Below are 15,193 nucleotides of genomic sequence, written 5' to 3'. Positions count from 1 at the left end.
TCCGATCCCTATATCCAGGGTTGCGGTCGTTCCGCCCCTTAGATTGTTCATCCGGCCTTTCTTTGCACCTTCAGCGGGTGTAAATCGTAGGTTCTGATCGTGCTGTGCCTATCACATACCAGTCCGGCCTTGTCTCAAGAGACAGTACCTTCTTGAGTAATCGCGGTGTAGAGCGCCATTTTTGTATGACTCCTATCGGGTCGGCCATAGTGGGTTCCCGCCAATCACGTAGAACGACGACTTCTCGCTACGTTTCAAGCTTGTCGTGATGTTAGTCATCGGCTTAAGAGCCGCCAATTACATAAAGCTGGTATCGCACGGCTATGTTCTTGCTTATAAAGTTCATCCAGAGACTAATGTCAGGTGCTATCTGGCACTAGCGGTCGCATCTGCCGGGCAATGTGGATGGGCTTTTTCTCACATAACTCAACTTCCCCAGCTAAGTTGTGCGAGGAAGGCATGAATCAATGACGCGGCAAAATCGGCGGCCAGGTCACGCGATCGCGTTGTGGATCTGTTCGATTGTTCTTGGATGTGTGACATCATGGGCCCACGCTCAAAATGAGGGCGGAGCTACCAAGTCATCAGCCAAGCAGGGCGAAGCTCCCAGTGGGACGAGCACGGATCTGTTTGTTGGAATTGGGTCGGATTTTGATCGCCCAGGACTGCTAGCGCGAGCAAATTATGGGATGGCATCAGTCATACATTAGGCTTTTTAAAAAAAGACCCGATTGGAGACGAGTTGACCTTCGCGTACACCTATGAAGACGCCGGTACCCAATAGTAAGAAAGCCGTCGCTACCGGGCGACGCGCAGTTCAAAACCTTATTCTGATGACTACTAAAATCTAGATTCTCTTGATGCCGCGGTTCAGTCGATTGTGCGCCGATAAAGAAAAGTTTCGTGATTGTTCGGATGAGGCGCGCCGTCCCGAACCGCTAGGTGCTGCGTACGATCCGCACGTGACGGAAACAATTCTGACTAGTGTCGCCCAGCTCTCAGTTGGGCGCTAGAATCGCGCCGCAGATACTTCCATGATTGCGGTTGGCAGAGTGAAATGAAACGTCGCGCCCCGTCCGTGGTGAGAACCGGCCCACAAACGGCCGCCATGCGATTCCACGATAGAACGGCTGATCGCCAGCCCCATGCCGCTGCCTTGAGGTTTGGTGGTGAAGAATGCATTAAATATCTCGTCCGCCATTTCGGCCGGCAATCCTACTCCGACGTCGCTGACTGAGATCAGCAAATGACTGCCCTCGCCTTGTCCCGTCTTGACGGTGAGCACTCCGCCTGTCTCCTTCATCGCTTCGATACTATTGAGCATGAGGTTCATCAATACCTGCTGCAGTTGCACCCGGTCTGCCGTGATTTTGGGAAGATCGGCGGCAAGGTCCGTACGAATCGAAACGGCATACTCATTGGCTTCACCCCGCAGCAGTAGGACCATTTCGCCGATGACCTCATTTATCGAGACCAACTCGCGTTTGGAAGGGGCTTTCTTGTACAACGATCTGAGACGGTTGATGATTTCCGAGGCAAAGGTGCCCGCTTCGACGATTCGTTCCGTCCCTTTGCGAACTTGCATCAGATCGGGTGGGTCGCGTTGAAGCCATCGCAAGGATGCCTTGGCATGATTCGTTGTGGCCGTGATGGGCTGTGCGAGTTCGTGCGAGATGGAGGCAACGAGTTCTCCGAGCATGCTAACCCGATTCGTGTGGGCAAGGTCGGTCTGTAGCTGTTCCGCACGCTTCCGATCTTGAATGTCGGTCGCAGCACCGTGCCATTTAATGACCTTTCCGCGTTTGTCCCTCAGCGGCACGGCGCGGCCCAAAAACCATCGATACTCCCCGTTGGTGCCGCGAAAGCGAATCTCCACCTCAACCGGCTCACCACTGGCAAAGCACGCCCTCGTTCGCCGTACAATTCGATCTAAATCTTCTGGATGAATGGCAATTTCACCAATTTCTTCCGCTTTTCCTAACTGGGACAGGCCGGTATAGTCAACCCACCGTCGATTCACAAACTGAACGTTCCCATCGGGTCCAGCGATCCACGCCATCGCAGGAATGGTCTCAATGGCTTCGCTAAGTTTTCTTTCCTCACGCCGTAACTGTCGCACTCGGAGTTGATGCAGCCCCCAAAGGAACGCCAAAAACGCAGCTACGCACGACAGCCGGAACCAGTAGGTTTGATAGTAGGCCGGCGCGACGTTCAAAGCGATTGCAGTTTCTGGTCCGTTCCACAACCCTTCGCTGTTGCTGGCAACTAGCCGGAATCGATAGGGGCCGGGCCCAAGGTTCGTGTAAACAGCCTCTCGCGCTGCAACCGGCTGGCTCCAGCTACTGTCGAAACCTTCGAGAAGATATCGAAAGCGAATCCGCCCGGGAGCCATGAGACTCAGCCCCGTGTACTCAAATGTGATTCGCCTGGGAGATGGAGGAATCTTAACGACGCCCCCGAGATTTGCGATGTTGTTATCGGCGGTGATCGCCTCGATGTGTGGCAACGCGGGAGCGGAATTGTCATTGATCTGGGATGGATTAACAACCGACAAGCCACTGCTGAGTGAAAACCAGATCCTACCCGCTGAATCCGAGACCACCGATCGGCTCCGCTTCACCCCTTCAGTGCTGGCGAGACCATCGGCCCGATCATACTCGTGAACATCGACAGCCTTTACAACATCACTTACCAGTTTGTCGCGCTGAACGCGCAAAACATGATGTGAGGTCGCGATCCAAAACCTTCCACTCTTGTCGTCCGCCATTCCGAAGATTTGTTCGCACAAAAGGTCGGGCGACTCATTAGGAACTCTAAAATGACCAGAGACAAAAGAGGCAAGACCAGCAGATGTTCCACTCCAGAGAGTTCCGTATGAATCCTCAAAAAGGCAATTCACCTCTGACGAAGGCAAACCCTCCGCCGTTGTATAGGTCCTCCATTGGCCGGTTGAAAAAGAACTCAGCCCGCCAGGTGTGGCAAACCACATTGCACCATCACGGGCTTCGAGGATGGACGAGACGGTATTCGAAGCGAGGCCGTTGGTCGTCGTGTACGTGGTGAAGTGCCCATCTTTGAATTTGCTGACGCCGCCGTTTAGTGTGCCGGCCCACACAGAGCCATCGCGGCCCGCATAGACAGCATAGACACTGTTTTGGGCCAGTCCGTTTGCCTCTGTATAACTCTGGCTCTCTGTCGCACCGTTGCGAAATCGTATACGGGTCAGTCCCCCGCGTTGACGTCCGGCCCACACAACATCTGCCCGTCCACTGATGGAATAGACGACCTCATGTGGTGGTATCGATGTAACGGGTTGAAGGCGGCCGTTCTGGAGAACATACAACCCACCTTGAGCGGGAGCGAACCAGGTGCGGCCCTCCGGGTCGACATATACGGGGCCATTGTGTTCGAAACGACGATCGCGGACAGAGGAATACGTTACGAACGCGCTGTCCCGAATGCGGCCTAGCCCGCGCCCACCTCCGACCCAGAGATTCCCTTCGCGGTCCTCGAACAGAACGTTAATACCGCCATCTCCGCGAAGCTCAATTTCTTCGGAGAACGAAACGCCTTTTCCATTGATGCGCAGTAGCCCGCGCGTCGTACCCACCCAGACATTCGAGTCACGATCACGCAGGAGGCTCAAAACCTGGACATTACCCAGGAACGACGGCAATTCGAGCCGACTAAAGCCTGTGCCGTTTCCGCGATACAAGCCCGTGCCGGTGCCGACCCACAACTCGTCACTACCGATCGCCAGCAGACAATTTATCTTTCGGTCGGGCAATCCTGCGTTGATCTGGGTAGCTCGACCGCCCGAAAGAAAAAAGAGGCCATCGCCGAGTGTGCCTATCCAAATCTTGCCTTCGGCTGTTTCTGTCATGGAGATCACTGGCGGCGAAGAGGGCCCCAATTTCTGAACGTCGTCCGCCATGTAACGGAATGTACCCTGGTCAATGCTCGAAACCAGTACTCCGCCGTTGTTATCTTTTGACAAAGCGGTAATTGCGTCTTGACCATGTCTGACACTCTCAAACTTGCCATCCTTTTGGCGTACCAGATCGGCGCCCTGTGGACGAATCCACAGGTTTCCGCCAGCATCCGTAAGCAGTTGCAGTATGGGAACGTTCGAAGCGGTGTCGATAAAAGGAAAAGAGACAGGACTGAAATTAAAGCCGTCGAAACGTATCAGACCTCTCTCGGTTCCAATCCAGAGGTATCCATCTGCGGTTTGCGCGATTCCGTTGACCGCGCCTCCGGGAAACCTGGTGTCGGTGGTCCATTGTTCGCGTACGTACTGCGAAGGCAGACGATTAGGATCGAGTGCACGTGCATCGGCGGCAAGGCCTGCTAGCACAATGCCAATAAGGGTCCATCGAGTTTGCTTCAACCAGCGGATCACGGGAGGTACTCGAATTTGTCGATTATGACCTCATTTTCGCTTTTTAGGGGAATATGCCCCTGATGAAATACATACAGGGCGATGCGCACCGATTCGCTTTCCGGAGAAGGCACACCGGAGGTAAAGACGTGCTGGTTGATGACTCGGCCACCACCAGCTTTGCTCGATCCTGCCACCGTCGCAAATGTCACTTGCCCTGGTTCCCAGCGGAAGGAGTGAGTGTAGGCACCCGGCGGCGCCCGAAAGGTAACAATGTTAGCTGGAACATAGTAAGGCTGCACAACATAATGTACGTCGTCATTATCAAGGTATCCCCAATGACCGAATTCAACGTCCAACTCGCGCCGGTTGCTCTCTGTGCCAGCGCCGTCCCATGTGACTAGCGTTAGAACAGCAGAAGGTTCGAGATGAGAGGTGTCGCGCACCTGGAACCGGTACGTTCCATATCCCAGGCTGCGCGTGAGCTTCAACTCTGCCGCATTCCACTTTCCCGGGCTCCCAGAGATGCGAAGATGCAGTGCTCCTTTTTCGTCTGTCCAAACGTTCGCTGGATCGAAAAAGTTTCTTGACCCAGCGTGAAAAATTGGCCCGCTGCTCGCCGTCCACTCATAACCGCTGAAGTCCAATGTCTTGGGCGGCGGGAGTACCGGCGCTGGACCTTCTCCGTTCACGACCGCCAGCGCCACCACGCCGTTGCCGATGACCGGTAACGATTCAGTTTGTTCAGGCGGACTGTAGGTTGGATCAACCAGCAGAGCCGCATATTCTATTCCCAGGTGGACCGCGGCTTTCCACTTGCCGTCAGTTTCGATATTCGTAAACGGCTGATCTGATTGCCGGCACACGCCCCATCGTCCATCCGTCTTTGCGTATACCACTATTCGCTGCGCTGGGCGAGTTCCTATGGCACGACCTTCGATTGTGCCTGTCTTGTAATCACGTTCGAATATGTCTGTCTTATAGGGATCCTCTTGATAGGCGGCGGGGACCTTGCTGAAAGCAACTGTCGGAACTGGATTTTTTGATGAAGAGCGACATCCGGTCAGCACAAAGTACGCTAGCAGCGCCGACAATGTTGTGGTGTGTGCGATTAAGTGCCGGCGCGACATCATCGATCTCCGTCACGATCCGAGGGAAGCTGCGCTACGAGCAGCAAGCTCAGCAACACCAAAACGCGTCGTGCCCGTCCGCGCTTGGTGACTTCTGACTTATTGTAGAACGGTTGAATTACATATTCTGCATTGTTCTTACTCCCAACGTCACCCCTGCGGCCGACCTCAACGTAAATTCCGCGAAAGTGCCGCTTGGGTTCGTCGAAGCTAAACATACTGAAGACCGTAGTAGGCTCTAGATGAGAAATATCACGTACTGTTACCGAGTATGTGCTGTACCCGAGAGCGCGATTTAAGAATATTTCTGCACACGACCACATACCCGATTTCTTCTTGATCTGTATGCGGAGCGCGCCGCTCGCATCGGTCCATGCATTTTTACGATCTAAGAGGTTCGTCGTGCCTCCTCTGTCATCCTCGATCATACGAACACCCCAATCATAGTCGCTGAATTTGAGCGCTCCGGTCTTTGATCAGCCAACGTGCAGCGTCATTGACTCCAACAATGCTTTAATCCCGTTCCATGCAATCTGCACCCCGATACAAACCAGGAAAAAAGACGACAATTGTGTGATCACTGTCATCCCCGTTGCTCCCAGGATTCGCGCCACCCGGTCGGCAAATCCATAGCAGAGCAAAATGCTAATTGCTATCAATACCAATCCAATGAGTGCCGCCAAAATTGTCAAAGGATGGTATGCATGATGGTGAGCGGCGTTCGCACCCAGTGTGATCGCCGCAGAGATTGATCCAGGGCCTACGGTCAGTGGCAATGTCAAGGGATAGAACGCCCGACGGATTGAGTCCTGGGGCTGGACGGTTTTCTGTACCTCCTGTTTTTCGTCGTCTCGCTGCTTCAGCAACGTCCATCCTGTCGCGATGACGATCAAACCTCCGCCGACCTGCACCACGGGCAGCGAAATCCCAAAAAAGGCGAGCACATAAGTACCGACAAAATACGTCGCAACCAGCAAGAAAAAACTATTGATTGCAATGCGCCAGGACAATGCTTTTCGCTCTTCCGGCGAGTATTCTCTAGTCAGCGCCAGGAAAAAAGGACTACCTCCGAGTGGATCCACAATGGGGAAGAGTGTCACGAGAACCAAGAGTAGATTTTTCACCGCGTCTTGCATCTATTCGATACCTTGGATTTAATCGATCTCCAGTGAGAGTTCCCCCTAACTTAGGGCTTCGTGAAGTCCATAATGTCGCCTGTGGCCTTCCGGACCTTTCGTTAGCCGTGAGAATCCCTTCGGGGTCCGGCATCCGCCCACTTCATAAATAGCCCTCCTTCCATAGTGGTTCCCAAACCCTACTGCTTCTCCCACCGCCTGGCCCGGCTGCGGAAAATGACCCATCGAGATCGAGCCTTGCGTGGCGCCAAGTGCGGCGAAAATCGCGGGTGCCAAGGCTAACCCAAGATTCTAAAATTCCAATGTTGAAATCCTCCCATCACAATTGCCTCCCCGGATTCCTCGTAAATAGCTGCGGAGTGACCAGTTCCAAATCAAGCTCGCTCGATCAGCTAAATATGTCCGAAGGTGGACTTACGATTCAAATTGCAGCGGTTCCGCAGACTTACAAAAGCTGGTAAGCCTCAATCGCCCAATTACAGTTACCTATTCTGCGATTCAATGTAGTGGGCCATTGCCTCAGCGTCCATTACATCTTTCTGGTATATCAGGAGAATCGTCGTCGCACCGGCTGAACATCCAATCCCCGCGGTTTGATCAGACTGTGCCCTCCATTCGCGCAGTCTGGCTTACGCCTTTATAGTTGAATCCTTCTGGGTGTACCATCTGCACCATGGGAGCAGCCGAGAATACTTCCGTGGACGATCAAGACTTGAATCTTCGCCAGATCATCGACTCGGCTCCTGCGATGATCCACACCGCACGGCCGGATGGTTACCTCGATTTCTTCAATCAGACCTGGTTGGATTTCGTTGGGCAGCCGCCGAAGAGTCTGTTGGGATGGAAATGGATTTCCTGGATTCACCCTGAAGATGCCGATAGTTTTGTGCAGAGGTGGCGAGAGTCGATCGCTACAGGAGAGCGCTTCGAAACAGCCGTACGAGTACGGCGAGCTGATGGGGCCTATCGTTGGATGCTCCATCGCAAGGTGCCACGACGTGACGTTGATGGAGTTGTGGTCCAGTGGGTTGGATCGAGCATCGAGATCGAGGAACGCAAGCAGGCCGAAGAAGAACTTCACATCCGCGCCCAATTGCTACAGAGAAATGAACTCTACCTAGCAGAAGCGCAACGTCTAGGGCATATTGGCAGCTGGGTTTTCGAGCCTACAGGATGTTTCGGCCACTGGTCGCGCGAGCTCTTTCAGATATATGGTCTTGATCCCAGCAAGCCTCCCCCTACCCTTGTGGAATACCTGGCACGCATTCATCAGCACGATCGTGAGTTCATGGCATCGCTGATCAAGAAAATGCTTGTCGAAGGATTGGGATGCGATGTCACCAAGCGTATTGTGCGACCTGACGGCGAGGTGAGGCATATTCGTTGTGTAGGAGCCCCTGTTATAGAAGACGGATCTCTGAAACGGATCGTAGGCAGCGCCATAGACGTAACAGAGCACGAACTCCTTACCCAGGAACTCCGGCGTCGCGAAGCCTATTTGGCAGAAGCTCAAAGGCTGAGTCACACCGGCAGCTTTGGTTGGAGGCCAGGCTGCGAAGAGCATGTGTGGTCGGACGAAACCTATCGCATCTTCGAATATGATCCGGCGGTGAAAATCACGCTCGACATGATCGTGGACCGCGTTCACCCTCAAGACCGTAGTTTCGTTCTTCAAACTGTAGAACGAGCTTCTACAAGCGGCGACGCTATTGACTACGAGTATCGTTTGCTCTTCCCCGACAATCGCGTCAAGTATGTTCACGTTCTGGCGAGGCCTTTGAGAGCCGACTCCAACGACATCGAGTTCGCCGGAGCGGTCATCGATATTACCGAGGCAAAAACGGCGGCAGAGAAAATCCGGCTCAGCGAGAGAGAGCTTCGGGCTCTCGTTGAGGCAATCCCCGCCTTTGTGGGCACCGCTATGCCCGACGGATCGGTCGATTTCATAAGCCAAAGTTGGCTGGACTACACGGGGTTCTCCAGAGAACAGGGGACGGGCTGGGGGTGGGGGGACGCGATACATCCCGAAGACTTTGATCGAGTGGTGGCCAAATGGCGGGCAGCATTGGCCGCCGAAGCGCCCGTCGAGCATGAACTGCGCTGCCGGCGCGCGGATGGAACCTATCACTGGTTCCTGTATCGTAGTCTCCCTCTCCGTAATGATGGGGGAAATGTTGTTAAGTGGTACGGGACTCTTACGAACATCGATGCATTGAAGGAGATTGAACACGCTCTTCAGATGCGAGAGCGTGAGCTCGTTGACATTATCGAAACAATCCCCTCAATGCTTTGGTCATTATTGCCGACAGGGGAGCCAGCGCATCTTTCTAAAAGATTTCTTGAATATTTTGGTGCTCCCTTCGAAGAATTCGTTAATCGCGGCTGGATGAGCGTCATTCATCCCGATGATCGAGAAGAGCTCGCGAAGATATTCTTCCGTGCAATCGAAACTGGAGATTCGTTCACCTCAGTACACCGCACGCGACGCGCAGATGGAAAGTACCGATGGCATCACGTAATGGGTGAACCCTTGCGTGATCCTCACGGCCGAATCTTGCGGTGGTACGGCCTCTCAATTGACATCGACGAGCGGAAACGAGCAGAAGACCACCTTCGGGATACGCGTGTAGAGCTTAGCCGAGCATCGAAGATCGCAACCGTAGCTGAGCTATCAGCATCGATTGCTCATGAACTTAACCAGCCGCTTATGGCTGTGCTTGGAAATGCTCAAGCTGCCAAGCGTTGGTTGGCAGCCAATCCGCCCAATCTAAGCGAAACAAACGCCTCGATTGAGCGAATCTTAAGAGATATCCGCTCAGCCGATGAGACCATGCAGCGTATCCGTGCTCTTTTTAAAAGCGAACCACATAAGAAGAGGGACGAGAGCGTTCTGGACGTCATTCGAGAGTCTCTACGTTTCATCCATGAAGACCCCAACAAGCGCGAGGTTCAAATTGACCTGTCCATCGAAGGTAGTCTGCCGTCAATTTGTATCGACCGTATTCAAATTCAGCAAGTATTGATCAACCTAATTTCAAATGCCATTGAAGCAACAAGAGGGAGTGCAAATACAGCCAAGATTCTGCTGAAAGCCTTTATCGCAAAGAAACGCGAGGTCATAGTCCAGGTCATCGATAGTGGCCCGGGACTCGTAGACACCGAAAAGATATTCGATGCCTTTATGACAACCAAGGAAAAAGGCATGGGCATTGGTCTGACCGTCTCAAGATCTATCGTCGAAGCCCATGGTGGGCGACTCTGGGCAGAGAACAATCCTGACCGCGACGGTGCCACTTTCAATGTAGCGTTGCCCATGTTGTCAAAACCCGAGGTTCGCTAGCTCCACGTCCAACGATTCTCGGCATTGAATTTACATTTAAAATCCTGATGGGCCAAGTTGCTCTCACCGGGTTGCAGGCAATCATTTTTTTGACTACTTGGTAGCCGCCTTTTTCGTCGTCGCCGGTCTTTTCTGTATCGGTCTTGAGACCTTCCCGGCGTCTTTGGCCGTAACCTCAACTCCATGATTAGCGTCTTTGGCGCCAGTCTTCGTGGCTCTGCCGGCTTTCTTAGCCCCATGCTTGACAGCATCACCGGTCTTGGTTGCAGCTTTGTCTACATCCCGGGCGGCATCCTGTCCAAATGCCAGACCTACACAGAGACCATCAATGTGGCCTCTGCGATGCGTTTACCATTTTGATGGTGGCGAGCTAAGACAGTTTTTACTATTCAAGAGCCACTCCCGCCGGCGAACAACGTTATCCTAACAATCCAACAGGTCCCCGACAAATTACATATCCTTTATAGATGAGAGCTGCGGCACGATCGCACGTTTTTTTCGTCATGGTTGATCAAGCGTTCTTGCCAGTGGCGGGTTGAGTGAATCGTGCACCGAGTCAGGTTGTTCTTCGCTTCACATGAAAGAAACGCCACTTCGTCCTGTAAATAGGTGATGCTCTTTCGGCGGGAGATACTTAGGACTTCGCGGATCAGATGTATATGGACGCTTAGGCCAGACCTAGATGAAATGGCCATCTTCCGTGCCGCTATTTTCGTCCATTCTTCAAGGACATACGAGAGCTACCAGAAATATGTAATAGCGGCTATTCGAGTTGAAACAATACGATAAATCCGTGTCGATTCCACTTGAATGGCTTTATGTTCTCCAAGATCGTTGTTGCTTTGAATGATTTACCGGAGTCGCAGCGTGCGCTACGCACAGCGATTGAACTCGCGCGAGTCACCAGTGCGGAACTCGCAACGGTGTCTATCCTGGGAGATCTTCCCGCCTACAGCTCGTTTACCATCATCGTCGATCCAACTGTTCCCAACGCAATGATGGAAGACCGGCGGCGAACCCAAAGTGAATTGCATCAGAAGGCATCGCTGTTAGCCCATGAGCATGGAGTTCACGCGAAGGGCTCGATCATAGAGGGGCGGGAGGTGCAGGCTATACTTCATTTCCTCAAAGAGGAACGCGCCGATCTGCTTGTCATTGGCCTTCATCAGCACGACTTCTATTTATCCCGCCTTTGGAGTTCCGTCTATGACCTCGCCCAGGAAGCTCCCTGCAGCGTGCTCGGCGTGCATTGAGCGGGCGGTCGAGAGCGGCGAGTATTTCAGTCGAAATTAATCTAGGCTTCGGAGGCTTTACGGATGAGTAAAAAATCCTTGATCATACCGTTGATCGTCGTGCTCGTCGCTGCGGGTCTACTCTTCTCCATCGCCGGACACTTGACGGGATGGCAAGGAAACCGTCACGACCAGGTAACGGACGACGCCTACCTGAGAGCGGACATGACGCCTTTGAGCACGCGGATTTCCGGGACGGTCCGCAAGATGAACGTCAATGACTACCAGAGCGTTAAGGCGGGCCAGATTCTCATCGAGCTCGACGACGACGATTATCGGGCGACTTTGAGTCAAGCCCAGGCTACCCTCGCCGCATCTGAAGCCTCGCTGGCGGACAATCAAGCGGCGAAGAGAATACAGGATGCACAAATCGACGGAGCGAAGGCGGGGATCCTCCAGGCAGAGGCTGCTATCAACGCTGCCAAAGCCGCCATTGCTTCGGCCTCACCCGAACTTGATCGTGCTATGACTGAGTTGCATCGTCAGCAGGCTCTGTTTGACTCGAGGGCGGCAACTCACCAGCAATTGGAAACGGCTACCGCTCAGCAGGGCCAGCTCAGCGGCGTGGTTGACGGGCGTAAAGCGGATCTTGCGCGTGCCGAGGGAGCCCTGGCCACGAGCCAAAGTCAACTTGAGGCTTCGAGGCGCCAACGGGAGGCGCTGAACACAAAAGATGATGTTTACAAAGCTGATATAGCGGCGAAGAAGGCCGCTATTATCGTCGCTCAAGTGAATTTGGCGTACACGCGAATCGCGGCCCCGACGGATGGAACAGTCGGGGAACGTCACGCCCTTGCCGGGCAATTGGTCGGTCCTGGAACACAAGTGATTGATCTGGTTAAGAGCGAAATCTGGGTGCTGGCAAACTTCAAAGAAACACAACTCACCAATATGCGAGTTGGCGACACAGCAGATGTTCGGATCGATACCTTCCCAAACCGAGTGTTTTACGGGAGGGTCGAGCAACTCTCTCCCGCCAGCGGTTCTCAGTTCGCTCTTTTGCCGCCTGACAATGCAACTGGAAACTTCACCAAGGTCGTTCAGCGAGTACCTGTCAAAATTGTGTTTTTTCCGGGACAGCCTTATCTCGATCGGCTCCGGCCTGGATTCTCGGCAGTCGTTACGGTTCGTACCGGCAAGGCTGGAGGACGATAGGATGGCGATCAATGACAGGTCCTGATGCCAACACGCAAGATGGTCGCCCGGCAGCGACAATACGCCGGGTGCTTGGAGTTGCCGGCGGGCTCCTTTACGCACTGATTGCGACATGCATTGGTCGCTTGATCGTTCTGGCGGACGGATCGGATGGTATGAAGCGTCGAACAGTGCCAACTCAGTATCGGCAGGTCACTGCTGCACCAGTGGAGGCTAAATGAGAAGCACACTCCATGAAGGGGGACAGATTATGACATCAGCCCCCGCCGCACGGCGAGAATTTCGTGCAGCAGCCAAGCTGTGCCTGCCCTTGGCACTCCTGGGCTCGACGTTCATTGCGACTTCAGTGGCACAACAATCCTCTGCGGACCCGATGCAATTAACACTTGAGCAGGCGATCAGTCTTGCTCTGAAGCAAAATCATTCTGTTCGCCTTCGCAGTCTTTCCGTCGAGCAGATGCAAAGCAAAAAAGACGAAGCAAGATCCAACTATCTGCCTCAAATCAAGACGAGTGGCAGTGTTCTCCACGTGACCGAATTAGAAGGCGTTGCAATACCAGCAGGCGCATTTGGGAGTTCACCATCAACCGGACCAGTACCATCGAAGCCGCTCTTTATCGATCAAGGCTCTGCCACTTGGTATATAGGGGGAGTGGGTTTAGAGCAGCCCCTTACTCAGCTGTTTCGCATCCACCAAGCTAACGTTGCAGCAAAGCAGGATCTGCTTGTCGCGAAAACACAGCTTGATCAAACGCAGGATGCGATTGCGCTGCAAGTCCGCCAGCTCTTTTACAACATTTTGATCAACCAACAAAAGCTGAAGGCATCTCAGGACCAGTTGGCCTCAGCCCAAATCAGGGATGAGGAAAACCGGAGCGACGTGGCAAGGGGAAACGCCCTTGAAATATCGGCTCTTCAGAGCAAAGCAACCATCCTGGAGGCACAGCAGGAGAGCTTGACTTTACGCCTGCAAGGAAACGACCTTCGGCGTCAGCTGGCGGACATTCTTGGACTCCCAGTCAATACCCCCGTTGATCTGGATCCTGGAGCGGCCCCTGTTGCGCTTGACGTTCCAACACGGGCTGACGCGATACGGATCGCGCTCGAACACAACCAGGACATCAGAGCGGCTCGACAGACTCTCGTTAAGGCCCGAGCGGGACTCGCCGCGGCCAAGGATGCCTACATCCCCGATGTGACAGCGCTCTCCCGGTACAGTTACCAGAGTGGAGTGCCGTTTCTCGTCCATAACTTCGGAACATTCGGGTTTTCGCTCAGCTACGACATCTTCGATGGCGGCCGGCGCGAAGCCAAAGTTCGGGAGGCGCAGAGCGAAGTGCGCTCTGCGGAAGTTGCCTTGGACAAGGTGCAGTCTGAGATTGATATTCAGGTGCAAGGCATTTACGACAGAGTCGACGAACTCAGGCAGATGGTTGATGTTGCCGGACAAGTCGTGAAGGTCCGAACAGAAGCAGCCAGGCTTGCCGATCGACAGTTTGAGCAGACTGCGACGCTCAGTTCCGTCCGCAATCAAAGTCACGCTGACCTCGCGAGCGCTACCGCATCCTTGGTGGAAGCAAGTTGCGGCCTCTCATTGGCCGAGGCAGACTTGAAGAGAGCGCTCGGCCAGATGCCGCAATAGAATGTCAGTACCAAACGGTTCTGACATCAAAGCAGGTATGAACTCCATGGATAAGACCTAATCAGTATTTGACTGCGCTCGGCGGGTCCGTAATCTGCGCTACAACTCCGGTCATTAACAACTTCGTCCTACAACGAAGTCTGCCTCAGCGAGAGCTGAGCAATCGCGAATGGTTCAGCGCGAAGATCAATACTCAGAGTTCATACGTCAGGAACGGTTTGCTACGCAACAGCCTCCTTCGCGAAGTCTGGAAAACTTGATGAGACTGTTGCGATGTATCGCTAGTGAATCGGATCAGGCTATTTGCATCTGCCAGCGTCTTTAGAGCGAGCCGAGCGTTTGTAAAGAAACTTGTAGAGAAATACGGTGAACAAGATATTGACTTTGCATTTAAATGTTAGTTCACCCTTAAAGGTCGATGGCTACCGCAAGAGTAATCCCCACATTCTTTTCTTCGTGGCGCTTTAGCATCCCTTAACGTCAACGTCCAGTTCCTCTTCCTTTAACGCGTCTACTGGCGAAAGACTTGCCGCTGAGTTGGCTGGGATCAGGAGTACAAGAAGAGCTTTGAGGCAAAGCTCAGAATAAGAGCATTGACCAAATCAAATCAGTTACTTTGGAGCAGTATGCAGAATCGCCTGAACGATTCGCGCTGAAGTGCAGGGCGTAACTTCGCGAAGTCTACGAACGAGCGACGTGGCGCAGATAAATCCGAGATTTATCCTTCACAAACTCCCTTTAGAAGGTCAATCAGGGCATCGCCATCAACCGGTTTGCGGAAGAAGCCGACTGCTCCCTTTTCAAGGTAGAACAATTCCGACTTCTCAGAAGGCTTTCCAGTGACGATAATGACTGGCAATGAGCTAGCAGTACTGTTAATGTGTTGAAGCAAGCCCAGACCGCTCATCTGCCGCATCTCCACATCCGTGATGACGCAAGAGCTCTTTTGCAGACCGTCTGACTCGAGAAACTCCTCTGCCGAGCCATAGCCTTCAGCGTTATATCCGGAAGAGGCCAGTAAGTTTATCAGCGACTCGAGAACTCGGAGATCATCATCAATGACTGCGATCGTTCGGGCCTGCATGCCCATTGAAACCTCCGCCCCTCTGGTACGATC

Annotated in this window: 8 protein-coding genes; 4 read left to right on the top strand and 4 right to left on the bottom strand. The window is 53.4% G+C overall.

Annotated elements, in window-relative coordinates:
* Nucleotides 1-1,009: 1,009 nt before the first annotated feature.
* The 3 genes from RBB82_RS20095 to RBB82_RS20085 all read right to left on the bottom strand — a co-directional run bounded on the left by RBB82_RS20095 (nt 1,010) and on the right by RBB82_RS20085 (nt 6,647).
* Nucleotides 1,010-4,357, bottom strand: a complete 3,348-nt coding sequence (locus RBB82_RS20095) for a two-component regulator propeller domain-containing protein (RefSeq protein WP_433972517.1) — start codon at nt 4,355-4,357, stop codon at nt 1,010-1,012.
* Between the two features lie 41 nt (nt 4,358-4,398).
* Complete coding sequence (locus tag RBB82_RS20090) at nt 4,399-5,514, bottom strand: hypothetical protein (RefSeq protein WP_433972516.1); 1,116 nt, start codon at nt 5,512-5,514, stop codon at nt 4,399-4,401.
* Nucleotides 5,515-5,987: 473 nt separating this feature from the next.
* The gene (locus tag RBB82_RS20085) at nt 5,988-6,647 is read right to left on the bottom strand and encodes a MarC family protein (RefSeq protein ID WP_433972515.1); all 660 of its coding nucleotides are present in this window, start codon (nt 6,645-6,647) and stop codon (nt 5,988-5,990) included.
* Nucleotides 6,648-7,320: 673 nt separating this feature from the next.
* Here RBB82_RS20085 and RBB82_RS20080 point away from each other — a divergent pair.
* From RBB82_RS20080 to RBB82_RS20065, 4 genes are all read left to right on the top strand, one after another.
* Nucleotides 7,321-9,987, top strand: a complete 2,667-nt coding sequence (locus RBB82_RS20080; RefSeq protein WP_433972514.1) for a PAS domain-containing protein — start codon at nt 7,321-7,323, stop codon at nt 9,985-9,987.
* An 818-nt stretch (nt 9,988-10,805) separates the two neighbouring features.
* Nucleotides 10,806-11,240 carry a universal stress protein gene (locus RBB82_RS20075; RefSeq protein WP_433972513.1) on the top strand — a complete coding sequence of 145 codons (435 nt, stop codon included), beginning with the start codon at nt 10,806-10,808 and terminating at the stop codon, nt 11,238-11,240.
* A gap of 63 nt (nt 11,241-11,303) precedes the next feature.
* A complete protein-coding gene (locus RBB82_RS20070) occupies nt 11,304-12,434 on the top strand; it encodes an HlyD family secretion protein (protein WP_433972512.1) in 1,131 nt (376 codons plus the stop codon).
* A gap of 217 nt (nt 12,435-12,651) precedes the next feature.
* The gene (locus tag RBB82_RS20065; RefSeq protein ID WP_433972511.1) at nt 12,652-14,076 is read left to right on the top strand and encodes a TolC family protein; all 1,425 of its coding nucleotides are present in this window, start codon (nt 12,652-12,654) and stop codon (nt 14,074-14,076) included.
* A 718-nt stretch (nt 14,077-14,794) separates the two neighbouring features.
* On the opposite strand, the gene RBB82_RS20060 is transcribed toward RBB82_RS20065, so the two are convergent.
* On the bottom strand, nt 14,795-15,166 hold the full coding sequence (locus tag RBB82_RS20060) for a response regulator transcription factor (protein WP_433972510.1): 372 nt from the start codon (nt 15,164-15,166) through the stop codon (nt 14,795-14,797).
* Between the last annotated feature and the right edge of the window lie 27 nt (nt 15,167-15,193).

This window comes from Tunturiibacter lichenicola, assembly GCF_051013355.1.
Classification (GTDB): Bacteria; Acidobacteriota; Terriglobia; order Terriglobales; family Acidobacteriaceae; genus Edaphobacter; species Edaphobacter lichenicola_F.
This window is presented reverse-complemented; position numbering and strand designations above follow the sequence as displayed.